Origin of the sequence: Lacibacter sediminis, assembly GCF_014168535.1 — a bacterium.
Classification (GTDB): Bacteria; Bacteroidota; Bacteroidia; order Chitinophagales; family Chitinophagaceae; genus Lacibacter; species Lacibacter sediminis.
In genome coordinates, this window is the sequence record NZ_CP060007.1 from 4145535 (window position 1) to 4168590 (window position 23056).

General features: G+C 40.3%; 24 protein-coding genes. 12 read left to right on the forward strand and 12 right to left on the reverse strand.

Translation table 11 applies throughout. The features are described from left to right. Window positions 1-14 precede the first annotated feature (14 nt). The 3 genes from H4075_RS17610 (at window position 15) to H4075_RS17620 (ending at window position 3146) form a co-directional block, all read left to right on the forward strand. Entirely contained in the window at window positions 15-341 is a 327-nt protein-coding gene (locus H4075_RS17610; protein WP_182802135.1) for an HU family DNA-binding protein, read from the forward strand. A gap of 64 nt (window positions 342-405) precedes the next feature. Next, on the forward strand, window positions 406-1311 hold the full coding sequence (locus H4075_RS17615) for a tetratricopeptide repeat protein (protein ID WP_255460224.1): 906 nt from the start codon (window positions 406-408) through the stop codon (window positions 1309-1311). Window positions 1312-1598: 287 nt separating this feature from the next. After that, window positions 1599-3146 carry an Rne/Rng family ribonuclease gene (locus tag H4075_RS17620; RefSeq protein WP_182802136.1) on the forward strand — a complete coding sequence of 516 codons (1548 nt, stop codon included), beginning with the start codon at window positions 1599-1601 and terminating at the stop codon, window positions 3144-3146. Window positions 3147-3188: 42 nt separating this feature from the next. Here the strand turns inward: H4075_RS17620 and H4075_RS17625 are convergent, their stop codons facing one another. Next, complete coding sequence (locus H4075_RS17625; protein ID WP_327059380.1) at window positions 3189-3572, reverse strand: RidA family protein; 384 nt, start codon at window positions 3570-3572, stop codon at window positions 3189-3191. Between the two features lie 68 nt (window positions 3573-3640). Between H4075_RS17625 and H4075_RS17630 the strand changes: the two genes are divergently transcribed. The 4 genes from H4075_RS17630 (at window position 3641) to H4075_RS17645 (ending at window position 6863) form a co-directional block, all read left to right on the forward strand. Continuing rightward, complete coding sequence (locus tag H4075_RS17630) at window positions 3641-4276, forward strand: 3-hydroxyacyl-CoA dehydrogenase family protein (RefSeq protein ID WP_182802137.1); 636 nt, start codon at window positions 3641-3643, stop codon at window positions 4274-4276. A gap of 1 nt (window position 4277) precedes the next feature. Continuing rightward, complete coding sequence (tsaB, locus tag H4075_RS17635; RefSeq protein ID WP_182802138.1) at window positions 4278-4952, forward strand: tRNA (adenosine(37)-N6)-threonylcarbamoyltransferase complex dimerization subunit type 1 TsaB; 675 nt, start codon at window positions 4278-4280, stop codon at window positions 4950-4952. Window positions 4953-5053: 101 nt separating this feature from the next. Next, complete coding sequence (locus H4075_RS17640; RefSeq protein ID WP_182802139.1) at window positions 5054-5377, forward strand: ArsR/SmtB family transcription factor; 324 nt, start codon at window positions 5054-5056, stop codon at window positions 5375-5377. Window positions 5378-5456: 79 nt separating this feature from the next. Further along, window positions 5457-6863 carry an MBL fold metallo-hydrolase gene (locus H4075_RS17645; protein ID WP_182802140.1) on the forward strand — a complete coding sequence of 469 codons (1407 nt, stop codon included), beginning with the start codon at window positions 5457-5459 and terminating at the stop codon, window positions 6861-6863. A gap of 30 nt (window positions 6864-6893) precedes the next feature. On the opposite strand, the gene H4075_RS17650 is transcribed toward H4075_RS17645, so the two are convergent. The 6 genes from H4075_RS17650 to nadB form a co-directional block, all read right to left on the reverse strand. After that, window positions 6894-7559, reverse strand: coding sequence for a response regulator transcription factor (locus H4075_RS17650; protein WP_182802141.1), 666 nt, complete (start codon window positions 7557-7559; stop codon window positions 6894-6896). Continuing rightward, on the reverse strand, window positions 7537-8352 hold the full coding sequence (locus tag H4075_RS17655; RefSeq protein ID WP_182802142.1) for a sensor histidine kinase: 816 nt from the start codon (window positions 8350-8352) through the stop codon (window positions 7537-7539). Before H4075_RS17655 ends, H4075_RS17650 begins: the two co-directional genes overlap by 23 nt. Beyond that, entirely contained in the window at window positions 8325-8576 is a 252-nt protein-coding gene (locus H4075_RS17660; protein WP_182802143.1) for a hypothetical protein, read from the reverse strand. Before H4075_RS17660 ends, H4075_RS17655 begins: the two co-directional genes overlap by 28 nt. Before the next feature lie 430 nt (window positions 8577-9006). Beyond that, a complete protein-coding gene (locus tag H4075_RS17665) occupies window positions 9007-9459 on the reverse strand; it encodes a hypothetical protein (protein WP_182802144.1) in 453 nt (150 codons plus the stop codon). A 125-nt stretch (window positions 9460-9584) separates the two neighbouring features. After that, window positions 9585-10469, reverse strand: coding sequence for a lysophospholipid acyltransferase family protein (locus tag H4075_RS17670; RefSeq protein ID WP_182802145.1), 885 nt, complete (start codon window positions 10467-10469; stop codon window positions 9585-9587). A 37-nt stretch (window positions 10470-10506) separates the two neighbouring features. Further along, the gene (gene nadB / locus H4075_RS17675) at window positions 10507-12108 is read right to left on the reverse strand and encodes an L-aspartate oxidase (protein WP_182802146.1); all 1602 of its coding nucleotides are present in this window, start codon (window positions 12106-12108) and stop codon (window positions 10507-10509) included. 303 nt (window positions 12109-12411) lie between these two features. Here nadB and H4075_RS17680 point away from each other — a divergent pair, with 303 nt between their 5' ends. From H4075_RS17680 to H4075_RS17695, 4 genes are all read left to right on the forward strand, one after another. Continuing rightward, the gene (locus tag H4075_RS17680) at window positions 12412-13719 is read left to right on the forward strand and encodes a hypothetical protein (protein WP_182802147.1); all 1308 of its coding nucleotides are present in this window, start codon (window positions 12412-12414) and stop codon (window positions 13717-13719) included. 143 nt (window positions 13720-13862) lie between these two features. Then, window positions 13863-16145 (forward strand): hypothetical protein, encoded by a 2283-nt coding sequence (locus H4075_RS17685; protein ID WP_182802148.1) that lies wholly within the window; start codon window positions 13863-13865, stop codon window positions 16143-16145. A gap of 3 nt (window positions 16146-16148) precedes the next feature. Beyond that, the gene (locus H4075_RS17690) at window positions 16149-16439 is read left to right on the forward strand and encodes a DUF1360 domain-containing protein (protein ID WP_255460225.1); all 291 of its coding nucleotides are present in this window, start codon (window positions 16149-16151) and stop codon (window positions 16437-16439) included. A gap of 12 nt (window positions 16440-16451) precedes the next feature. Next, entirely contained in the window at window positions 16452-16709 is a 258-nt protein-coding gene (locus H4075_RS17695) for a hypothetical protein (protein WP_182802149.1), read from the forward strand. A 2-nt stretch (window positions 16710-16711) separates the two neighbouring features. Here the strand turns inward: H4075_RS17695 and H4075_RS17700 are convergent, their stop codons facing one another. The 5 genes from H4075_RS17700 to H4075_RS17720 all read right to left on the reverse strand — a co-directional run bounded on the left by H4075_RS17700 (window position 16712) and on the right by H4075_RS17720 (window position 22250). Beyond that, window positions 16712-17494 (reverse strand): hypothetical protein, encoded by a 783-nt coding sequence (locus tag H4075_RS17700; protein WP_182802150.1) that lies wholly within the window; start codon window positions 17492-17494, stop codon window positions 16712-16714. Between the two features lie 10 nt (window positions 17495-17504). Continuing rightward, on the reverse strand, window positions 17505-19535 hold the full coding sequence (ispG, locus tag H4075_RS17705) for a (E)-4-hydroxy-3-methylbut-2-enyl-diphosphate synthase (RefSeq protein ID WP_182802151.1): 2031 nt from the start codon (window positions 19533-19535) through the stop codon (window positions 17505-17507). A gap of 103 nt (window positions 19536-19638) precedes the next feature. Continuing rightward, window positions 19639-20277 (reverse strand): tetratricopeptide repeat protein, encoded by a 639-nt coding sequence (locus H4075_RS17710; RefSeq protein WP_182802152.1) that lies wholly within the window; start codon window positions 20275-20277, stop codon window positions 19639-19641. After that, complete coding sequence (locus H4075_RS17715) at window positions 20274-21269, reverse strand: VWA domain-containing protein (RefSeq protein ID WP_182802153.1); 996 nt, start codon at window positions 21267-21269, stop codon at window positions 20274-20276. The genes H4075_RS17710 and H4075_RS17715 overlap by 4 nt, the downstream gene beginning before the upstream one ends. A 174-nt stretch (window positions 21270-21443) precedes the next feature. Beyond that, window positions 21444-22250: a class D beta-lactamase gene (locus tag H4075_RS17720; protein ID WP_182802154.1), complete on the reverse strand. Its 807-nt coding sequence runs from the start codon at window positions 22248-22250 to the stop codon at window positions 21444-21446. Between the two features lie 224 nt (window positions 22251-22474). On the opposite strand from H4075_RS17720, the gene H4075_RS17725 reads away from it, so the two are divergent. Then, window positions 22475-23056: a hypothetical protein gene (locus H4075_RS17725; protein WP_182802155.1), complete on the forward strand. Its 582-nt coding sequence runs from the start codon at window positions 22475-22477 to the stop codon at window positions 23054-23056.

Below are 23056 nucleotides of genomic sequence, written 5' to 3' on the forward strand. Positions count from 1 at the left end.
TTAAATTTTAAAGCATGCGCAAAGCAGATCTTGTGAACCAAATCTCAGAAAAAACAGGCATTCCGAAGGTGGATGTTCTTGTTACTCTTGAAACAATGTTCAAAGAGGTAAAAGATTCTCTTTCTGCGGGTCAGAATATTTATATCCGTGGCTTTGGGAGTTTTATTACCAAGAAACGGGCAGCAAAAATTGGCCGCAATATCAAGCGTAACACTGCTGTTCATATTCCTGAACATTACATTCCTGCTTTTAAACCGGCAAAAGAATTTGTGCAGGAAGTAAAGACCAGCTACAAAGGTGGTGCGCCTAATGATGATGCTGGAGATGATGATGAAAGTTAAATACGCTTTCGCAAGGTATTTAATGCCTTAGTTAACTTAGCTTTGCACTTCAATTTTCTGAAGCGTGAACAGGCAACAAATTATTTATGTAACTGCTGCAATCACAGCAGTTTTTCTTTTGTATTTTTTCGGACGTACCGTTCCAAAAAAAGTGGAAGATGATCATGCAGGGCATGATCATGCTAAAACCTCTGCTCCGGCAACTGCCGCTAACAATCAGGCTGTTACTCTCGACTTCCCCACCATGCTTGGTCTTGCCAAGAAACGTTTGAATACCCAGCAGTTACAAAAGGTAACTGAATGGGAAAATTCAGTGGTAAGGGGGGATGTAAAAAATCAACAGATACAGGTTTACCGCAAGCTTTCTGCTTTTTGGATGGATACTATCGGTGCCTTTGTGCCTTATGCCAAATACATTGCAGAGGCTGCTAAGTTGGAAAATTCAGAGAAAAACCTCACCTTTGCTGCCCATTTGTTTTTAAGGGAGTTGCAAACAGTATCGGAACAGCCGTTACAGGTTTGGATGGCCAAAGAAGCAAAAGAGTTATTTGAAACAGCATTAGCATTAAATCCGTCGAACGATTCAACCAAAGTTGGCCTTGGCAGTACCTACTTTTTTGGAGGTGCCGGCAATGAAGCACCAATGCGTGGAATTGCATTGATACGGGAGGTAGTAGAAAAAGATCCTCAAAATGCTTTTGCTCAATACATGATGGGTGTTGGTTCAACCATCAGTGGTCAATGGCCAAAAGCTATTGAACGATTCGAAAAAGTGCTTGCACTTGAACCACAAAACCTCGAAGTGATTCTTCGTTTGGCAGATGCTTATAAAACCAGTGGTGATAATGCAAATGCCAAAAAGAAATACGAGTTGTTTTTACAGACAGTAAGATCGCTTGAAACACAGGGGAAATTCAGGAGCAGTCCTGAAATGATGAAACAGATAGAAGACCAGATTAAATTATTATAATCATATTTATTAACGAACGTAAAACGTATTAAACATGCCTTGCGGAAAAAAGAGAAAGCGTCATAAAATTGCTACGCACAAACGTAAAAAACGTCTTAGAAAGAACCGTCATAAGAAGAAGAATAAATAATCTTCTGAATTGAACGGAGTCCCGCTTTTAAACGGGACTCTGCTTCGCTATGGCCATTGCAGAAATTTGTCTGCTTGCTTGTATACATCTGCTGTACAGTGGCCTCCTTCCTTCTGATCAGGTGAAGTAGCATAGTTCAATTTAAAAGACGTTTTGAGTGAATAAGGAACTGATCATTAATTCTGCTCCAACCGGAGTGGAAATAGCATTGTTAGAAGACAAGAAGCTGGTAGAGCTGCATCAGGAAAGTCATGATGCCAGTTTTACCGTTGGCGATTTATACCTTGGTAAAGTAAAAAAACTTGTGCCTGGTATGAATGCTGCATTTGTGGACGTTGGTTTTGAGAAAGATGGCTTTCTTCATTACACCGACCTGAGTCCCTATGTACGCTCTCTCCTCAAGTTTACCACACAATCTATCAACGATAAAGGCGAAAGCATTAGTGATTTTGGCAAGTTTCAAACTGAAGCCGAGATCATTAAAACAGGAAAAATTGGTGAAGTGCTGAATGGCAAACCCAATATCCTTGTGCAGATCCTCAAAGAACCCATTGCAGCAAAAGGCCCACGCCTCAGTTGTGAGATTTCGTTGCCGGGTCGTTTTGTTGTACTTACTCCGTTCAATGATATTGTAGCTGTTTCACGCAAAATCCATTCAAGTGATGAGCGTAAGCGTTTACAAAAGATCGTTGAATCAATACGCACCAAAAACTTTGGTGTTATTGTTCGTACAGCTGCTGAAGGAAAGAATACTGCTGAACTGCATGAAGATCTGAACAACCTCATTACTATGTGGCAGCAGATCCAAAAGAATCTGAAAAATGCAGTTGCTCCGTCAAAAATTTTAGGTGAAACTGATAAAACAACCAGCATCCTCCGTGATCTGTTGAGCGCTGATTTCAACCGAATTGTTGTAAATGATAAAAACATTTACAACGATGCACGCACTTATATTCAAAAAGTAGCACCCGATAAAACAGAGATTGTAACCTTCTACCAGAATGGCTCTCCCATCTTCGATAATTTTGGTGTTACCAAACAGGTAAAAGGATCATTTGGAAAAACGGTGAACCTTGCCAGCGGTGCATATCTCATTATCGAACATACAGAAGCACTCCATGTAATTGATGTAAACAGTGGCTATAAAAGTGTAAGTGCAAACCAGGAAGAGAATGCATTGCAAACGAACATGGAAGCCGCTGAAGAAATTGCACGTCAATTGCGTTTACGTGATATTGGCGGCATTATCGTAGTTGATTTCATTGATATGAAACTGCCCGACAATAAACGTCGTTTGGCAGAAGCAATGGAAGAATTCATGCGTGCCGACAGAGCCAAGCATGCGATTCTTCCTATTTCTAAATTTGGCTTGATGCAGATCACCCGCCAGCGGATGAAACCTGAAGTGAACATTAACACACAGGAAGTTTGTCCGAGCTGTAATGGTACCGGTAAAGTTTCTGCAACATTAGTGCTTGAGGATGAAATTGAAAAGAACATCAGCTATCTCGTTATGCAAAAGCATAAGGAGTTGATGATTGCAGTGCATCCGATCATGGAAGCATATCTACGTAAAGGTTTCCCGTCGAAGCGCATGAAGTGGAGCTGGAAATACAAACAGAAAATTAAGGTGAGAGCGAATACTTCTTATCACCTTACAGAATATCATTTCTTCGATAGCCACGACGAAGAAATAAGACTCTAACAAAAAAACGGTTGATCAAATGATCAACCGTTTTTTGTTTCTTTATCCTGCAGCGATCATACTGATCTCTACATTTACATTCTTCGGCAATCCTTTTACAGCCACTGTTTCCCTTGCAGGAAAATCACCATCGAAGTACTTGCCATAAATTTCGTTCACTTCACTGAACAAAGCCATATCGCTGAGAAAGATCGTTGTCTTTACTACATTGCTGAAGTCCATCCCTGCTTCCTGTAAAACAGCTTTCAGATTATGCATCACCTGGTGTGTTTCTGCCTGGATATCTTCATTTTTCATTTCGCCGGTATCCGGCTTAATGCATATCTGTCCTGAGATAAATAAAAAACCTCCTGCCGCTACTGCCTGGTTGTAAGGACCGATTGGTGCAGGTGCCTGATCGGTTTGTATAATTTTCTTTTCCATCATGCGGCAAACTTACTTTATTAGCCGAAGAAATAAACGTGTTTACTTCGCTTCCCTGTAAATTTGCCGTTATGCGTTTGGTTCTCATTAGCTCTCAACCTGTAACAGATTTATTCGGAAAGGAATTCCCTTTTGCAGGTATTGACTGTATTACCAGAAGAGAATTATTATCCGAAGATCTGAATACATCGAATTGTATTATTGATCTGACAGTTGAAGATAATCCCGGAGCGATCGATCAATATAGAACTACCACAATACCCATCCTCATCGGTTCAGTAATATTTTCGTTAAAAGAATTAGCGATGGATGCAAAATTGCCAATCGCCCGCTTTAATCATTGGCCAACTTTCATCAACAGAAATTGTATTGAATTTGCGGTTGCAGATAGTCATATTGAGAAATTTCAGCAGCTATTTCAAACACTTGCTATCTCTTCTGTAAGAACGGCAGATGAACCCGGTTTTGCAAGTGCAAGAACAGTAAGCATGATCGTGAATGAAGCCTTTCTTGCCCGTGAAGAGGCCGTTTCAACTGAAGAAGAAATTGATACAGCGATGAAGTCGGGTACCAGCTATCCAATGGGTCCTTTCGAATGGGGTACCAAAATCGGAATGGATCGCATCACCCGTCTTTTACAAAAACTGGCAGAAAAAGAGAACCGATATCAGCCTGCATCTTCTCTCACCAAAACCTTTCAAAACTGATATGGCGTTGTTGCTTTGTTTTGATACGTCTACTACGCATGCATCGGTTGCTTTGGCAAAAGATGGTGTTTTGATCGGCGTAAAAACCAATCAAAATCAAAGAGATCATGCTTCATTTCTGCAGCCTGCCATTCATGCATTACTGCATGAAAGCAATAAAACACTGAAAGATCTTGCTGCTATTGCTGTAACATCCGGCCCGGGATCTTACACCGGTCTGAGGGTAGGTTTTGCTTCCGCAAAAGGCCTGGCATATGCTTTAGATATTCCGCTGATCAGTATTGAAACCACATACGTTATGAGTGCAGCAGCATTATCAATACTCAAAAATGACGAAACGGCTTTGCTTTGCCCTATGATCGATGCCCGACGGATGGAAGTATTCACCGCTCTTTATTCAGCCAACCTGGAGCTGATTTCCCCTATTTCAGCCTTAGTTCTCACACCTGAATCGTTTGCCCGTCAGTTTGATAACTCCCGTATTTTCTTTTTTGGCGACGGTGCACCTAAATGGCAGACAATCTGCCTCCACCCAAATGCCTTTTTTATAGATGTTAACTGGAATGCTGCAGATATGGTGGGATTGGCTGATAAACTTTTTGAACAAAAAAGCTTCAGTTCACTCGCTTATTCTGTTCCTGTGTATGGTAAAGAGTTCCATTCCACGCAGATATAAATTATGTCTTTTACGACTATCAAGTACGTAATTTTACTGTTATTTTTACGGGTATTAGATTTAGCACTCAAGATCACCCAAACCACAAAACTACCCTTACGATGGCAACGACTAAGAAAAAAGAGAGCAATGTTCCTATTCCTCTGGATTATCATGCTGTGAAGAAGGCTTCACTTATTCTACGTTCTGTAAACCACAAGCTAAGACAGCAAATTATTCAACTCATCAATGAAAATGGTCAAATGACCGTAACTGAGATCTATGTAAAGCTCCGGCTTGAACAATCAGTTGCGTCACAGCATTTAGCCATTTTACGACGCAGCAACATTGTAAAAACCACCAGGGAAGGCAAATTCATCTGGTACACGGTAAATCATGAAAGACTGCAGGAGGTAAATGATTTTGTAACACAACTCCTCGCCTGACCTTTTCCCACACCTATACTCACTCATAAGGCTGTTTAAACAGACTAACGTATTTTTGCAAAAAAAGCAAAGAAGTATTATGTACGTACAACAGCTGTATACAAACTGTTTGAGTGAAGCGGCCTATTATATTGAAAGTAATGGCGACTGTGCCATTATTGATCCATTACGGGATGTTGAAGTTTATCTTAACCTGGCGAAGGAGAGAAATGCCAAGATCAAATATATTTTTGAAACGCATTTTCATGCAGATTTTGTGAGTGGTCATCTTGATCTTTCACAGCAATCAAATGCACCGATCGTTTACGGGCCAGAAACGGAAACATCGTTCCCTGTTCATGTAGCAAAAGATGGCGAACAATTCAAGGTTGGAGACTTAACCATTGAAGTGTTGCATACCCCCGGTCATACACTTGAAAGCTCTTGTTACTTATTGAAAGATGAAACAGGAAAAGATCATTCTGTGTTTACAGGCGATACTTTGTTTGTGGGTGATGTTGGCCGCCCTGATCTGGCACAAGGTGGCGATCTTTCCATGAGTGAGTTGGCTGGAAAATTGTATGATTCATTACAGCATAAGATCATGCCGTTGGCAGATGATGTAATTGTTTATCCTGCACATGGACCCGGCAGTTCCTGTGGTAAAAGTATGGGACCTGAAACCTCCAGCACAATTGGTGAACAGAAGCAAACGAATTATGCTTTGCAACAATCAACCAAAGAAGAATTCATTAAAGCTGTAACAGATGGGCTTGATGCACCACCAAAATATTTTCCAGTAAATGCACGCATCAATAAAGAAGGTTACGGATCACTGGATGCGCTGCTAAAGAAAGGTCTTACTGCATTTGATGTTGCTTCTTTCAAACACAAAGCAAACGAACCAAAGACACTCATACTCGATACCCGTAATGCAGATACATTTACTATGGGCTTTGTTCCCGGTTCAATCAGTATTGGGCTTGAAGGACGTTTTGCTGAATGGGCCGGTGCATTATTACCTTTTGATGAAACTATTTTGTTGGTGAGTGATGAAGGAAAAGAAGAAGAAACCATTGTACGATTGGCAAGAGTTGGTTTTGATAAAGTTGGCGGCTATCTGAAAGGTGGTTTTGAAGCATGGGCCAATGCCGGAGAACAGGTTGATATTATCATTGATGTGGAAGCAGATGAATTGGCAATGGATCTTCCATTTGATGATAACCTTGTTGTGGTTGATGTACGCAAAGAAACTGAATATGCCGATGGCCATGTGAAAGATGCAGTCAATCTTCCATTGGGTGAAATAACTGATCCCGGTTTAATTGCAAATATTGAAGAGCGAGACAACCTGTATGTGCATTGCCAAAGTGGTTACAGAAGTGTAATCGCTTCATCCATTCTCAAACGACAGGGCTTTCACAATCTGCGTAATGTGGTGGGCGGATTCAATAAAATAAAAGAACAGAAGATCAAAATAGAGAAAGAGAAAAGTGTTTTGAACTAATAAAAGTCCCGCTTTAATAGCGGGACTTTTTTATATCGTTACAATACCATTTTTTATTGCATACATCACCAAGCCCACTCTTGTTTTAATTTCAAGTTTTTCAAACAGTGTGTCACGATAACCATCAATTGTTCTTGGGCTGAGGTGCATTTTTTCAGCAATTTCTTTATACGTCATTTCTGTGCATGCATGCTTCAGAAATTCAATTTCACGATCGTTTAATTCATTAAGCGCTTTTATTTCGCTTTTATCATCATCCATTTTGTTGATGGAATGAATCAAACGCCCCGTTACCAACTCAGAATAGTAATACCCTTTTTTATGAACAGAGTCCAATGCTTTTTTTAATTCCGGCGGCTCGCTGTCTTTGAGAATATATCCTTTTGCTCCCGCTTTGAACATTCTGATAATCGCATTTTCGTTATCGTACATCGATAAAGCGATCACATTCACCAACGGATAATGTTGTTTTAACCATTGTGCTGTAGCATATCCATCCATTTCCGGCATGTTGATATCCATCAATACAATATCCGGCTCACCATGTTTTTTTATCTGTTGTGTAAAATGCTGGCCATTATCGGCTTCAAATAAAACTGCATAATCACCAAAACTATCTACCACTCCTGCAAGACCTTTTCGCAGCAAGATGTGATCATCGGCCAATGCTACTTTAATTTTTTCTGCCTGCTTCATCAATCGTTTCGTTTAATGGTACCTGAAGGTAAAGTTTTGTTCCTGCTCCCGGTTCACTGTTTATAGAAAACCGTGCGCCAATTAATGTAGCCCGTTCATGCATATTCCTGATGCCAAGACCAAATGACTTGTTTCCGGAAGCAGTAATTGGTTTCAGATCAAACCCTTTGCCATTATCCTCAATACAAATTTCCATTATATGATTATTAAATACAACTGTTGCATTGATTTTCCCTGCATCCGCATGGCGTATTACATTATGCATTGCTTCCTGCACAATACGGAACAAAATGAGTTCCTTTTGTTTATCAAGTTTTTCGGTTTCGCCTGAAATATTGAAGCTTGTTTGAATACTACCTGTTTTCTTAAGTAACTCGAGTTCATACTCAATGGAACGGAGAAGTCCCATTTCCTCTACATAATCAGTATTTAAACTGCGGCTTAGATCTCGAAGATCCTGGATAGCTTTACCGATGAGTTGCTGACTTGTTTTTATTTTTTCCATTGCACCCGAGTCATCAACAGCAGTAGTAGCAAGATTCAGTTTTGCAAGCGTTAATACCTGCCCAACATTGTCATGAATTTCCTGCGAGATATTCTTGAGTGTTTGTTCCTGTATCTCAAGTTGGGTTTGCAGAAGTGTTTGTTCATAAAGAAGCTTTGTTTGCTCCTTTTCTTTCAGGTAGTTATTCATACGTAAGCGATAAATGATGACAAAGACGATCAAAAAAAATCCCAATAACAAAATTGCTATTGTAAAGTAAATCAGTAGTTGTGATGTTTCTGAATCCATTGTTTACGTGCCATTGTTATGATACCAATTGCAATAGTTGCATATAAAAGTACAACCAGGTTGTTATTGATTTGATTAATAACAGGCTCCCATTTTTGCCAGTCACTGAATAATATATTCGACAGGGAAACATACAAAAACTCCCCGGCATTAAACAGAAATAACCCTGATGCGATCCAGAACATAGGTTCCCTCACAGGATTCACCGGGACTTCCTCACGCATGAAATCGATAAAATAAAAACAGCAAAATACGATCATTGCAAGACTACCGATCTTGAAGAAAATTGTATTGAAAGTTGCCAGTTCCCCAAAAACCGATAACTGTAACACCGCAAAAACAAAGAACCCCACTAAGAAAAACAGGGCTGTTTTTTTGAAACTTTTACTTCGGAAATATTGGCTTAACAGCCAGGTAAAAAACAAATATTCAATAGGCACTGAGAAATTATAAAGCCATGCATTGGATTGATGCAAGACGGCTTTATAATATTTTCCTGTTAACTCAACTGACACTATAAAGAACAAAAAGAAAGCTAACCAGCGCAATGGCGTTGCTTTTATGAAACGCCAACAAATTAAGCTGGTTAGCAATGCAAACACTTCGAAATAGTGATGTAGTTTGAAAAATGAAAGCATTATATATCAGATAAAATTAAGCACCGCCAACATTGCCTCCACCGCAATCACTAGGACATAGATCAGCATGATTATACCCTTCCTCACCAGTAGTCATCGTAAGCAATGCATCTTCGGTACCGGTATCGGGGTCTCCAATCTCATCAGAAAGACTTCTTACTTCATCCGGCGTAATAAAGTCATGATGTGTATTATCTCCGTTAACCTTGTATGTTGGAACAAACACAATGGTATTACGATCCCTTCTTGAAGCATCACTGGCATTTTGCGGATAACGGCCAAAATATAACCTCACCCCATCACCTGTTTTGCCGGATGTTGAATTATCCAAATTACCAATTAATCGAACAACCTCTTGCATATCGCTTAAAGAAAACCAAACAGATTTGGTGTTGTTCTTTTCGCCGCTCTTTTTAAACTTCTTTACAAGTCGAACGACTTCTTTTTTTGAAACTTTTCTTCCTGGCATGATGTAGTAGTTTACAATTAAATAAATTGGGTTTACAATTAAAACTAACAAGTTTGTAAACACAAAACATTCAACTAATCATAAACCGTTAAAACATTTTTATTTACCGTTAAAACACGGTACAATTATTTACCGACCCACATCTTTCTATATTCTTCTTTCCATTCATGTTTCCACCTTCTGTGGCTCCATAAATAATTAGCAGGGCGCTGCCGAATAGAGTTCTCAATTTTATCAACAATTAAACGGGTGAGTTCACCATCCTTATATTCATTTGGAGTGGAAGTCAGCAATTCAAAATCGCATTTATAATAACCACGCTTCACTTTATAAAAATCAGCATAAATAACAACAGTGTTACCTCTTCGTGCTCCTTTTTCCGGTCCTCTGGGAAACGGAGCTGGTTTTGTAAAGAAATTTGTCCAATATGCCTTTGCAGGGTTTCCGGGGTTTTGATCTCCCACAAGCGTCAATGCATGTTGTTTTTTTGTATGCTCACGCACCTTGTTTTGAAAATCTGTAGCCGGCACCAAAATAACACCTGTCTTTCTCCTCATGTCGTACACAATTTTTTCAAACGCCTTATTACGTATAGGCATATACACTACTACGAATGGCATTTTTGAAAGTGCCCCTAAGCCAAGATTGGTCATTTCCCAATTAAAGTAATGGCCTGAAACGATCAGCACATTCTGTTCTTTACCAACAAAATCATTCATCACTTCAATATTGCAGACAAATCTTTTTTTAATATCTTCTGTATTCCAGGAAAACATCTTTATCATTTCAAGAAACGTATCACAAAAATTATGATAAAATTCTTTCATGATCTTCTTTCGCTCTTCTTCTGTTTTTTCAGGAAAGGCAGTTAAGAGATTATTCATCACTACTTCTTTACGATAGCCAAGTACATAGAAAATTATAACGTAAGCTAGATCAGAAAGCAGGTAAAGTACTGCCAATGGAAGAAATGAAAGTAAACGCAGGAAACCGTAAACGATATAATACATGCCGTGAAATTAAAGATTAAGCCTTTTCATCCAAAGCCTACAATACAATGTTCTGAAGTAATGGGTTTTTAGCAGGATAATCGGTATTGAAATGCAATCCCCTGCTCTCCTTCCGGAACGATGCCCCTTTTGTAATAAGATAACCAACTGTGATCATGTTACGCAGTTCCATGATCTGCGGCGAAATTGAACTGCTTCGGTACAGATCTTCCGTTTCTTCCCACAACAGATCTAAACGGCGCATGGCCCGTTGCAAACGTTTATCGTTACGCACAATACCAACATAGTCACTCATCACCTGTTGCAGTTCTTTTAAGCTTTGCGTAATGAGGATCATCTCTTTGGGCTGACTTGTTCCTTTTGCATTCCAGTCAGGCAATGCAGGTTGTTCAGCATTTAATAATTTGATCTTATCAACCGCATCCATATAACTACGGTGAGCAAACACCATTGCTTCTAATAATGAATTACTGGCTAAACGATTTGCACCATGCAACCCTGTGCTTGCACATTCGCCGGCTGCATATAAATGTTTAATGGATGTACGCCCCCACTCATCTGTTTTAATACCGCCGCAACTGTAATGCGCAGCAGGAGCAACAGGAATCATATGTTGAGTTACATCAATCCCAAGACTTTTACATTTTTCATAAATATTCGGGAAGTGATGAATGAACTTCTCAATATCCATATGCTTACAATCAAGCCACACATGTTCGGTACCACTGATCTTCATTTCACTATCGATGGCTCTTGCAACAATATCACGGGGAGCAAGATCTTTACGTTCATCATATTGCTCCATGAACGCTTCGCCTTTGTGATTACGAAGAATACCTCCATCACCACGCACTGCTTCTGTAATTAAAAACGCCTGTCCTTTTTGCCCCGCCTGGTATAAAGCTGTTGGATGAAACTGGATGAACTCCATATTTTCAATGCGGCCCTTTGCACGGTAAACCATTGCTACACCATCGCCACTTGCTATAACAGGATTGGTTGTTGTTCGGTAAACCTGTCCATTTCCGCCGGCAGCCAACAACGTGATCTTTGCCTGGATGATCTCAATCGTATTCGTTTTCAGGTTCAACGCATACACACCATAACACTGCACATCCGGGGTTGCTTTCGTTACAAGAAAACCAAGATGATGCTGCGTGATAAGATCAACAACAAAATAATGATTCACTAAAGTAATGTTCTTACTCCGGCGAATGGTTTCAAGTAACGCCCTCTCCATTTCAGCACCTGTTACATCTTTATGATGAAGAATGCGGTGCTCACTGTGCCCGCCTTCTTTTCCCAAAGAATAGTCGCCATCTTTTTCTTTATCGAACCGTGCACCCCATTCAATAATTTCATTTACACGCAAAGCACCTTCTTTCACCACGATCTCCACAATCTCTTCATTACACAACCCATCACCGGCGATCAGCGTATCTTCAATATGTTTATCGAAACTATCATTCTCAAGGTCGTTAACAACAGCTATACCACCTTGTGCATACTTGGTATTGGTTTCATCAGCATTTGATTTGGTTACGACCAACACCTGTTTATCCGGACAGGCTTCCGCAACTTTAATGGCATATGTTAATCCTGCTATGCCCGATCCTATAACGAGAAAATCTGTTTGCATCTATTTTGATTAAAGCAATAAAGATAAAGAAACCACAGCAGCTTAATTTACGGTTTGCAGTAGTATATCTTCTAAGTATTAAATTATCGTCACTTACCTATTTAGGGTATTGACAAATGCTTTTTGAATACATACTTTTACACTCACAACACATAACAACGAGTTTACATGTAAGCAAACTCCTGCCCTGCTAAAACACCCAATCACTACTTCGTAAATCCATCAACGTATCATGACCATCCGTATGTATTTGCCTGCCGCAAATGCCTACACAGTTATTATTTATTATTAAACCTTATTATCATGACAACCGATCACGAAAAATCGATGATTCCGTGCTGCCCGGAATTGATCAAAGATGACCACTGCGATGTTATCAGTTTCAGCAGGGTACTTAATTATCCAACAGCTGTATCACCCGGCAACAGGAGAAGAATTAATGTGGAAGTAATTCTTCATTTTAAGTTCAGCCGTTGCACACTTGGTTTAACCTTAGGCGACCCGGTGTATAGTACCACATTGTTACCGGGAGAAAAAGTGCGGTTAGCGACAACTGACAGAAGAAGTCGTTTTTCATACGACAGTGAAACCAAACTGAGTTACCGCAATGAGCAGATTTCGGAAGACCAGTATTATATGACAGCCTTTCAAAAGTATATGGCCGATGCATCTGCGTCACAATCCGGTCATGCAGAAAGTTCATCAGAAGGTCATTGGGATTTTAGCGGCTCAGCTGGAGGAAGTGTAAATCCATTTACACTCAGCGCCAGTGCAAGTACCAAAGCAGCTGGTAATCATAACAGCAGTTCGGTTGCTGATTTTCTCAACCAGCAAAAAACACATGTGCAAAGTGCGGCTTCGCAATCAGTAAGTGCAACACGCAAGGCTCATTCGGTTTCAATAGGTGAAGTGAGCACAAGAACGCATATTGAAGGAGAAAGCGAAGATCATTTTGAAGCATCATCACGTGAGTTTGTGAATTATAACAAATGCCATGCAGTAACATACATGTTTTACCGGCTCAATAAAAAACAAAAAATAAAATTTGAGCTCGTATCTATTGAAAGAAGAGTATTGGATGAAAGTGCTCCTGTTTGGGGAGTACTTGAACCTTCGGCACCAAAACTTCCTATTTCACTGGTTGCGCAGGATATACCTGCAACTGCATTTCTAAAAACACAGGCGCTTACAAATGTGGCAGGCATTGCTTCATTCAATGCAAATGTTGATACAGCAACTTCATTGTTGCGTTCTCCATTGTTAACAAAAACAGCAATTGGTTTTAATCAGGATTTTGGCACGGCGTTGGATAGTGAAACACGTTCCAAAGCATTGAAAGAAGTTGATGAACAGCTCGCAGCAAAAGGACTAATTGACAAGGAAGGAAAAGTAACACAGGAAACAAAGAAAAGCATTGAGATAGAAATGGAATTTTCTTTGCCAACACCTGGTATAATTGCCAAAGGATGTTTGGATGATTGTGATGTATGCGAGCCGGCATTAAAAGAAAGAATGCAATTGGAAAATGATTTACTCCGCAAACAAATTGAACTGCTCGAGAAATCGCAGGAATACCGCTGCTGCCCTCCGGCTCCGGTCATTGCAGACTAAGATCAGTTTCATAAATTAATTTTTGCACTGGCTCTGGCTTATCAGCTTAAATGCAATGATGGGGGCCAGTGCAAAATTTTTTCCTCTCGCAACACAGACAGTATTTTCTACAGAGCTTTTATTCATCTATTAAACCTATCATCATGTTTATTTCCATGCAGGGAAATTGGAGCATCAGTGTGAAATCGAAAAACGCTGCCTTTCCCCAACGCTTTACAGTTATTGGCGCATCAAGTGGTAACGGTACTTATAACGGTGTTGTTGGCGCTCCACCTGTTAACGTTACAGGTAACCATTGGTTAATTGCCATTCAAAATGATCCGGGTTCCGGTTTCAGACAATCAGATACACGTATCAAGTTCCCAACCATCAGTGCCGGCATGTTCCGGTTTGATATTGAAAGTAACGATGCCGGTGGTGATCAGGACTTCAATGATCTTGTACTCACCTGTTCATCCGCTGCTTCGGTAAGCGATTACATTCTATATGGTAATGTTACCGTATACAGTGGTAATTGTATTTTTAATCCATGTCGCAGAAGATGGGTGGTGATTGATACGTACAAACAATTAATCGATGCATTGAAGTATGATAAATTGAGAGAAGTCATTGAAAAATTATATCCAGAACGTATTCCACCAATACCACAACCAGACCCTCCTCCTTTCTTCTCTCCATTAATGATCAATATTGGAGATGATGTTGCATTACCTCCACGAGTGGCAAATGTTTATACAAGAACAAATTTCCAGGCTGCTGATACAACAAAAGCCAGAAAATCAAAAGAGGAAATTGCTGCACCACAAAATCTCCTCAGTGATTTTGAGTTTGCAGGAACAAGAAATCTTTCCAATACAAAAACTCTTGCAAGTGACCGGTACATGATCGATAAGATCGGTTTAGCAAATTTGAAAGACAGCATTCGTTTTATTTGTAATACCGATCCCGGCAATAATCTCACACTCAACTTTGTTGAATACGACAGAAGCAGCAGTGAACTTGCAGGTGGACCATACATCGGTAATGGGAATACGTCTATGCTTGGCAGTGCTATTACTGATATGAATGGAAATTATATTTTCCGTTTTACACAAAGCCTTAGTGAAGTAGTGCATGAAGTGGAGGAAGATGTTGCTGGTAGTGAAAATAGTTTGGTGCAGGTTCGTCCTGATGTATTAGTAAGGATCACTGATAGTTTTCATCCCTCAATAACATTGTTTGAAAGTGCACCGCATTTCAACATCAATCAACTGCAACGTTTAGATTTTTGTTTCCCTGCTGATATTGTGCGACCATCATCCTTCTGTTTCAATGGCAATCTCGTTGGCAGTTTAGGTAATGTATTTATTGGTGGCAATCAAAATACCAGTGCAAGCACATCAGCCGCTGCATTAGACAGAAATGGTTACAACAATCATCTTCGTTCAACAGGTGTCATCAGTGTACACAATTCACAGGCAGGTTTCAGTATTGATTGTGCAGCATGGAAAAGCCTCATCGATATAAAAGGTTGCATGTTTAACCTGCAACGCAAAAAAGGCGATGCTGTTATCAGGTATTACACCATTCGTTACCGCAAGCCTGGAACCGGTTGGCAATTCGTCAACCAACAATACCGTCATCCGAAATTTTCAAAACGAAATATTCCATTTTACAGCGGCGATGTTACCGGACCATTTAATACATCATTGAATGTTGACGGAAGCGGTGCTGTAATTGTACCGGCCTATATCAACATTCAGTCTGAAGTATATCTAGATGGTGTTGACTGGGAGTTTTCCAATTTAGACAGGTACATGCAACTCAACAGTGCAATTTATGAAGCAGGCACTCCCGGCAAAGTCTACTTTTTAATTGAAGGATATGATGAAAAAGGAAATCTTGTTCCAAATGCAAGAGACCTCGTTGCACTTTACATCAACAACCGTCCAATTGAATTTGGATTAAGCGGCGTTGAATTTACTTCGCCACTTGAAACATTGCCTTGCAATCTTTATAAGATGACAGCAGCAGAAATGAACACGCCCCTTCGTTTGAATTTTAAAGCAAATGATGCATGGGGCTTTATCAACGATTATTCATTGAGCATGAGCAAATGTCCAAGCGATGTGGAAGTAAATGTAACCACACCATTAAGTATTTCAGGAAACAAAACAGGATTACTCAAAGCGGGAAGTAATGCATCAAACACAGATGCGAACGGATGCCCCGGTTACACAGGTACACTTGGCGATTTTGGAACAACAGGTTTTGTTACGGTACAAATGCAACCTTCAGCTGCTGCCGGTGGATGGTTACAACCCAACGAAGAATTTGCAGTTATTTCATTTGGTTTAACTGCCAACGTGCGAAGAACAAATGGTTATAACAGCGGGCTTGAAGGAACCTACCAGGCAAGCTCGACATTTTATATTCAAAGAAAATAATGAATGAGTGATGCATTGAAACTGTTGCTCTCCATCCTTGCCACATGGCGGCTCAGTCATTTACTGGCTGAAGAAGATGGGCCATGGGATATCATCATCCGCATTCGCAAAAAACTCGGGCATGGGTTCTTCGGAACCCTGCTCGATTGTTTCTATTGTCTCAGCATCTGGATTGCAATTCCATTCGCTGTTTGGATGAGTAATGATTGGATAACCGGTATCATTCAATGGCTGGCCATCAGCGGTGGAGCATGTATTCTCTTTAAAGCAACAACAAAAAATAATTCAACTTAAAATCATCGAGTTATGTCTTGCTGCGGAAGTAAACGGGAAAGTTTAAAACAATCATTCGCCTCACAGGTACAGGAAACTGAACAACACTCCACAAAAATGTGGAACGATGTATTGTTCGAATATACAGGTAACAACAGTTTTACAGTAAAAGGAAGTGTAACAGGCAACCGTTACAATTTTAATAAAACAGGAGAACAACAATTAGTTGATTACCGTGACGCCAGTGGAATGCGTGCTGAACCTTTGCTGAAAAAAGTTAGTGTGTCCTGAACTTAGAACACAATCAGGAAACTTCCGTTTTCAGGATCTTCCATCATTTCAGCCATGGAAGCGGTAAAGAAAACGGTCTTCTTATCATCAAGCAGCTTTGCACTTTTACCTTCAAGTCGCTTTACAGGTCGGGGTAATTTTATCGTAACGCTCATCACCATCTGGCCCAAAAACATTTCGGCACCTTTCATTTGATCGCCGTAAGTTTCGGTCATTGATTCTTTGGTAAGTGCAATACGTTGTATGCTTGTATCGGTAATGATATAAGGCGATGCTGTTGATGGCATATTCCCCATCACGTTTGCCAAGCCGCCCATACCTGCGCCGGGTGCTCCTTCCTCCGGCGCTTCTTCACCGGGTTGCGGTGTTTTCTTTTTTGATTTATTTACCGAATCAACATAGTAGTAAGCTTTAAAAAACTTTTGCAGGTCTTTAATATCCTTCACAGGATATTTTGTTTCCATGTTGAATTTATTATCATTCATGCTCATCACCATGTGCAAGGTACCGTTCTTAAAATACGCCTGGTCTTCTGCTGAAAGCGGTTTATCTAATGAATCTAATTGTGATGCAAGCGACATGGTAGTGTCAATAGATTTGTCTTTAATACTGTCGGGGACTTGTCCGCCACCCATGCTCTTCATCATTTCCAAAGCCTGGCTCATATCGGCTGCCATTATATACTGACCTTTACCCGCTGTACTCAAATCAATTTCTTCGTTGATGGTACAACTTGCAAACGATGCAACAACTAAAATACCTGCGATGATGTTTCCTATTTTCATGTGCTTTCTTTTATGCCGGTTCAACCCAGGCATTATTTTCTTTTAATAAATTAATGAGTTCATCTACTGCCACCTCACTATCCACACTGCGCTTCACCACTTCTTTTCCTTTGTATAATGTGATCTTTCCGGGACCACTACCTACGTAACCAAAATCAGCATCAGCCATTTCACCGGGACCATTTACAATACATCCCATGATAGCGATCTTCACTCCCTTTAAATGATTGGTCACCGAACGGATCTTAGCAGTTGTTTCCTGCAGATCGAACAATGTTCTTCCACAACTCGGGCATGAAATATACTCTGTTTTGGAAATACGTGTACGTGTTGCCTGCAAAATACTGAAAGCCGTGTTATTGATGAATTGTTCAGGTGATTGGTTGCTTAAATAATTTCTGCCGGCCGTATTCTGCGAATAGTTCGCAGCTTGTAATGAATAACTTTTTGTACTCATTCCTAAACAGATACCATCGCCCATACCATCGAGCAGTAAAGCGCCGCACTCTGTTGAATAATGAATGAGATGTTCATCAGCCGTTTGCCAGTTACTGTCTGTCATTAATGCAACCGGATTTTTGATCTTACGGTTCATCAATTCTATAAACATACGACGCACACTTTGCATCGCATTTTTATTCGTACTGCTTAAACACAATACAACAGTTGGATCATTTGCCAATACATCGAGATAGGTATAATCGTTGAGGGCTGTGTCATCATTATAACAATCGATCATAACGAAATTCATCTCCTCATTTTTCACTTCTGCTTCAGCAAAACCACTATCAGCAAAAATGGGAAAGTATTTCTGTTCGCCTGCCACGGTTGCAGCAGATGCTTTCCATGTTTCAGGATAAACAATCACTTTCAATGTACCCGGCAATTCAAAATTCAATCTTTGATTAGCAATGAAAATATAATCGGCTGCCATATCACCTATGCTCCACTTATCTGTTCCTTCATCATATTTATAACCCACACGCTCTAATTCTTTAGGTGTGATGGAATCAAGCTTACTGAGATCAGCAATAACAACAGGCACTTGTTTACCACCAATATTGCTTACTGCAAAACTTTCCCTGCGTTTGTACTCAAAAGGAGAATAAGGTAATCCGGAAGTGGAAATAGCCGGAATTTTTGTTGTTGGTTTTTCAGTTTGCTGATATCGTTTCACCAGGTCTCTGCAAACCGGTATTTCAAACTCGGGGTCTTCAGTTAAGCTTACACGCACAGTATCGCCAATACCATCCTCGAGTAATGTACCAATACCTGCAGCGCTTTTTACACGGCCATCTTCACCATCACCTGCTTCGGTAACGCCCAGATGTAACGGATAACATTCATTGAACTCATCCATCATGTGATTGATGAGCATACGATAGGCCTGCACCATCACCTGCGGATTACTGCTCTTCATGCTGAGCATGATATTGTGAAAACTTTCTGCACGTGCAATGCGCAAGAATTCCATAGCGCTTTCCACCATACCAATTGCAGTATCACCATAGCGGCTCATGATACGATCGCTCAATGAACCATGATTGGTACCAATGCGCATGGCCGTTCCATACTCTTTACAAATTTTCACCAACGGAGTAAAACGTTCACGGATGCGATCGATCTCTTCCAGGTATTCCGAATCAGTATATTCGATCTGTTCAAACTTTTTCTTATCAACATAGTTACCGGGATTCACACGTACTTTCTCAACAATTCGTGCAGCGATCTCGGCAGCGTTTGGTGTAAAATGGATATCGGCTACTAACGGTGTGTTGTAGCCTCTTTTGCGTAATTCATCTTTGATGTTCTGTAAATTCTCTGCTTCTTTTTTTGAAGGTGCTGTAATACGCACCAACTCGGCACCGGCTTCAATACAGCGGATGCTTTGTTCTACCGTGGCAATAGTATCCATTGTATCGGTCGTAGTCATCGTTTGCAAACGGATGGGATGGATATTACCCAGCAGCAGATCGCCGATCTTTACTTCTTTTGTTGCCAGTCTTTTATAATCAGTTAAGGAAGCAGAATATAAATGCATATTTCAGATTGCCGGTTTTCGATTTCAGATTGGTAAAATTACAACCTGTTGATGCATTTGGTTCTAATAAATCTGAAATCGTCAATCTAAAATCAAAAATTCTTTACCAGTCTTTCTCCGGCTGGTTGGGAACAGCGGTCTTTTTCCGCACTTTTTCCTGTAATTCACGCTCTTTTTGCTCAAGTGCCTTGAGGTATTGCTCAGCCTGCTTCTTGGTAAGCTTGCTTTTTTGAGGCTTGGGTTGTTGTGGTTTAGGCTCTTCTTTCTTTTTTTCCTGTTTCTGCTTTTGCTCCTTCTGTTCTTTCTTCTGCTCCTGTTTAGGCTCCTGCTGTTTTTTCTGTTGAAGTGCCAGTTGCAGATTTTTTCTTACCTCTTCATCGTCGGGGTTTAAACGTAAAGCCTGTTTGTATGCATCAATCGCTTCAGTTAAACGGTTGCCTTTGTGTAATAAAACACCTTTGTTGTAAAGTGCTTTTGTTTTCAATTCAGGATCATCGGTGGCGCTGATCACTCCATCAAATGATTTTACCGCATCATCAATGCTTTCTTTTTTATAAAGCGTGTTACCGAGATTATAACGGGCAATCAGGTTTTCTTTTTTGCTCAAAGCTTTTTGGTAAGCTTCCTCGGCTTTATCATAATTCCCTTCTTTGTAATAACGGTTGCCTTTCATTACTTCCCCTTCCTGTGCGTGGGTAAGCAATGCAGCAAATAAAACCAATATGGTTAAGAAAATCTTCATGCTTTTTTACGTTCATGAATAAAAAGTTCAAGAATTAACAGCAATAATGCTGCCGTCAAAAACCAGAAGAAGTAGTTGTTGTAGTTTGTATTACTCACCTCACCTTCAACACCTTTCTTTTCAAGTTGATTGATGATGGTGGTAACTTCTTTTAACATCTCATCTGTATTTTCCAGATTACCGTATAACCCACCATTCACTGCTGCCAGTTGACGAAGCAATGGTTCATTCAATTTCGATACAATAGTCTGACCAAGATTATCCTTCTTGAATTCTTTTGTTTCGGGATCGGTGATGGGCGAACCCTCTGCAGTGCCTAAACCAATGCTGAGCAATAAAATTCCCTTGTCTTTCAGTTCACGAGCCATGTTCTCTGCCGCTTCATCATGATCTTCACCATCAGTGATCAACAGCAGCACTTTGTAACGCTTGCTTTCCTGCGGAAAACTTTCAGCTGCCAGGCGCATTGCTTCACCAATAACAGTTCCCTGCGTTGGCACTGCATCGGGAGCAGCCGATTGCACATATAATTTAGCAGCACCCTGATCTGCTGTTAACGGCATGGGCAAATAAGCTTTACCTGCAAACCAGATGAGCCCTACACGATCATCCGGTAATTGATCAAGAAGTTTATTGATGAATTGTTTTGCTTTATCCAAACGGGTTGGCTTCACATCATCGGCCAGCATACTTTTACTCACATCCATTGCAATGATGATATCCCTTCCCTTACGATTTACATTTTCTGCTTTACCGGCAGTCCGAAGATTGGCTGCACCAACTGCTGTTAATGCAATGGCGGCAAGAATAACATAAAATTTCGCTGCAAATTTTTTCGTGGAGTGATTGGCAGTTAAAAGATTCACCAACTGCTCGTCACCGATTTTCTTTTTTGTTTTCTTTTTCCAACGCTTGTTGAGTACAAACAAAAGAACCACTGGTATAAGTACTACCAGCAACAGTAAATATTCGATATGTGCGAAGGAAAACAAGGATAATTGTGATTAAGGCATAAATACAAAGTACGAGTTACAAGGTACGAAGTACAAGATTACAGAATGAAACAAAAGTTAAGCCAGTTTTTTCCAATAGGCAATACACAATTGGCAATTGGCATGTAAACCTATCACTACAGACTGCTTTGCCTATTGCCCATTGCCAATTCTTTACTTCTTCCCTTGCATAAAATCGTAATGTTTCAGAATATCTTTCAGCAATGCAAGACGGTTGTTACGCATGTTGTAGTTTTTCTCAGGTGATTGAACCAGCAATACAAAAAAGTATGGGTGACGGTTCTCCTCGATCCAGCCAACGATCCAGCCGATGTTCTCTCCTTTTTCGTCAAAACCCCAACCGGTTTTGTAAGCGAGTTTGTACAGTGAATTATCTTCCTGCATCATTACTTTGCGAACGATCTGCTGGGTACGCTTCTGAAAAGGAAGTTGTTCAAAATACAAGCGCTTCACCAAACCCAGTTGCTCATCGGGTGAAATTTTGATAGTATTGTTCAACCAAAAAGAATCAACAGCACTGCCTATATTTTTGTTTCCATACTGTAATGTATCGATCCAGAATTGCATGGTATCCTTACCAATTCTGCGGGCTACTTCCTGGTAATATGGAACGGATGAAACTTTAAAAGCTTCTTCCATCGTCATATCCTTATTCAATTCTGTTCGTTCTCTCTCCACTCCATCCCACTTGATCACCATCTTTTCATCAAAGATCTTCCCCGTCTCTAAACCAATGAGAGAATTCACAATTTTAAACGTGGAAGCAGGCGTATAACGTTTTCTGAAGTTGGCCGAATCAAAAATGGTGAACTGTGCCTGTGCATTATCAAACAAAGCGAAAGAACCTGTTGCTTTGTACTTATCGAAGTATTGTTTGAGGTCGTTATCAATCGAAAAATTATTGATGGAGCAGGAGTTAAAAAGCACAACAAAGAAGAACAAAACTGGTACAAACCGCATGATAGAAATTTTGCACAAAAGTAAAGTGAGAATGTGAATGGCCTCCTAAAACTTTCCAAACAACAATAAGCGCCTTTTCCGCTGAAAGACAAAACCTTGGCTGATAAGACATCCGTGGACTGATCCCCACCATCAAATAAAAGCAAACAAACTGATCAACAACAGCGATCATCTTCGAATAAAATTTGCATATTGCAGTACTTATTTAAGCAAAAATCAGATCAATGAAAAAGAATCAACTCTATGTACTAACACTTCTCTTTGCAATCATTTCTTTGGGTCTTAATTCCTGTTCAAAAGAAAAATCCTTCAGTAGCGGCGGCAGTGGTGGAACTGGCGGTACAGGTGGCGGAGGAGGAACTGGAGGAAGCGGCACCTACTTTATGAAATTTAAACTTGATGGTGTACAAAAAGAATTCAGCGGAACCACAAGCGCATTGATCACCAGTTTCGATGCCGGCGGTACAATTATTCACACAGGTGCATTTCAGGGAATACAGAGTGCATCAAATACTACTGCCAATCTAATGGGCATTAATGTCAACGATGTAACTGCTTTGGTTACAAACAAAAACTATACTGACGCTTTAGTTGGTATAACAGTACAAGGTGTGCTTCTTTATTTCGACGCATCCGGAGACCAGTTGAGTTCTATGTTTGTAACAACTGATGCAAATGTGATCATCCGTCTGTCGGAAATAACAACTACAAGTGTAAGTGGAACGTTCAGCGGAAAATTGGCATCCCTTACCAGCGGAGCTTCGGCAACAGTGACCGAAGGAAGTTTCCGTGTAAAACGGTTATAA

Bases quoted from the DNA above. Each gene is read 5' to 3' on its own strand.
- H4075_RS17610 (WP_182802135.1), top strand. From the start codon at position 15: ATGCGCAAAGCAGATCTTGTGAACCAAATCTCAGAAAAAACAGGCATT.
- H4075_RS17625 (WP_327059380.1), bottom strand. From the start codon at position 3,572: ATGATGGAAAAGAAAATTATACAAACCGATCAGGCACCTGCACCAATC.
- H4075_RS17630 (WP_182802137.1), top strand. From the start codon at position 3,641: ATGCGTTTGGTTCTCATTAGCTCTCAACCTGTAACAGATTTATTCGGA.
- tsaB (WP_182802138.1), top strand. From the start codon at position 4,278: ATGGCGTTGTTGCTTTGTTTTGATACGTCTACTACGCATGCATCGGTT.
- H4075_RS17640 (WP_182802139.1), top strand. From the start codon at position 5,054: ATGGCAACGACTAAGAAAAAAGAGAGCAATGTTCCTATTCCTCTGGAT.
- H4075_RS17645 (WP_182802140.1), top strand. From the start codon at position 5,457: ATGTACGTACAACAGCTGTATACAAACTGTTTGAGTGAAGCGGCCTAT.
- H4075_RS17650 (WP_182802141.1), bottom strand. From the start codon at position 7,559: ATGAAGCAGGCAGAAAAAATTAAAGTAGCATTGGCCGATGATCACATC.
- H4075_RS17655 (WP_182802142.1), bottom strand. From the start codon at position 8,352: ATGGATTCAGAAACATCACAACTACTGATTTACTTTACAATAGCAATT.
- H4075_RS17660 (WP_182802143.1), bottom strand. From the start codon at position 8,576: ATGCGTGAGGAAGTCCCGGTGAATCCTGTGAGGGAACCTATGTTCTGG.
- H4075_RS17665 (WP_182802144.1), bottom strand. From the start codon at position 9,459: ATGCCAGGAAGAAAAGTTTCAAAAAAAGAAGTCGTTCGACTTGTAAAG.
- H4075_RS17670 (WP_182802145.1), bottom strand. From the start codon at position 10,469: ATGTATTATATCGTTTACGGTTTCCTGCGTTTACTTTCATTTCTTCCA.
- nadB (WP_182802146.1), bottom strand. From the start codon at position 12,108: ATGCAAACAGATTTTCTCGTTATAGGATCGGGCATAGCAGGATTAACA.
- H4075_RS17680 (WP_182802147.1), top strand. From the start codon at position 12,412: ATGACAACCGATCACGAAAAATCGATGATTCCGTGCTGCCCGGAATTG.
- H4075_RS17685 (WP_182802148.1), top strand. From the start codon at position 13,863: ATGTTTATTTCCATGCAGGGAAATTGGAGCATCAGTGTGAAATCGAAA.
- H4075_RS17690 (WP_255460225.1), top strand. From the start codon at position 16,149: ATGAGTGATGCATTGAAACTGTTGCTCTCCATCCTTGCCACATGGCGG.
- H4075_RS17695 (WP_182802149.1), top strand. From the start codon at position 16,452: ATGTCTTGCTGCGGAAGTAAACGGGAAAGTTTAAAACAATCATTCGCC.
- H4075_RS17700 (WP_182802150.1), bottom strand. From the start codon at position 17,494: ATGAAAATAGGAAACATCATCGCAGGTATTTTAGTTGTTGCATCGTTT.
- ispG (WP_182802151.1), bottom strand. From the start codon at position 19,535: ATGCATTTATATTCTGCTTCCTTAACTGATTATAAAAGACTGGCAACA.
- H4075_RS17710 (WP_182802152.1), bottom strand. From the start codon at position 20,277: ATGAAGATTTTCTTAACCATATTGGTTTTATTTGCTGCATTGCTTACC.
- H4075_RS17720 (WP_182802154.1), bottom strand. From the start codon at position 22,250: ATGCGGTTTGTACCAGTTTTGTTCTTCTTTGTTGTGCTTTTTAACTCC.
- H4075_RS17725 (WP_182802155.1), top strand. From the start codon at position 22,475: ATGAAAAAGAATCAACTCTATGTACTAACACTTCTCTTTGCAATCATT.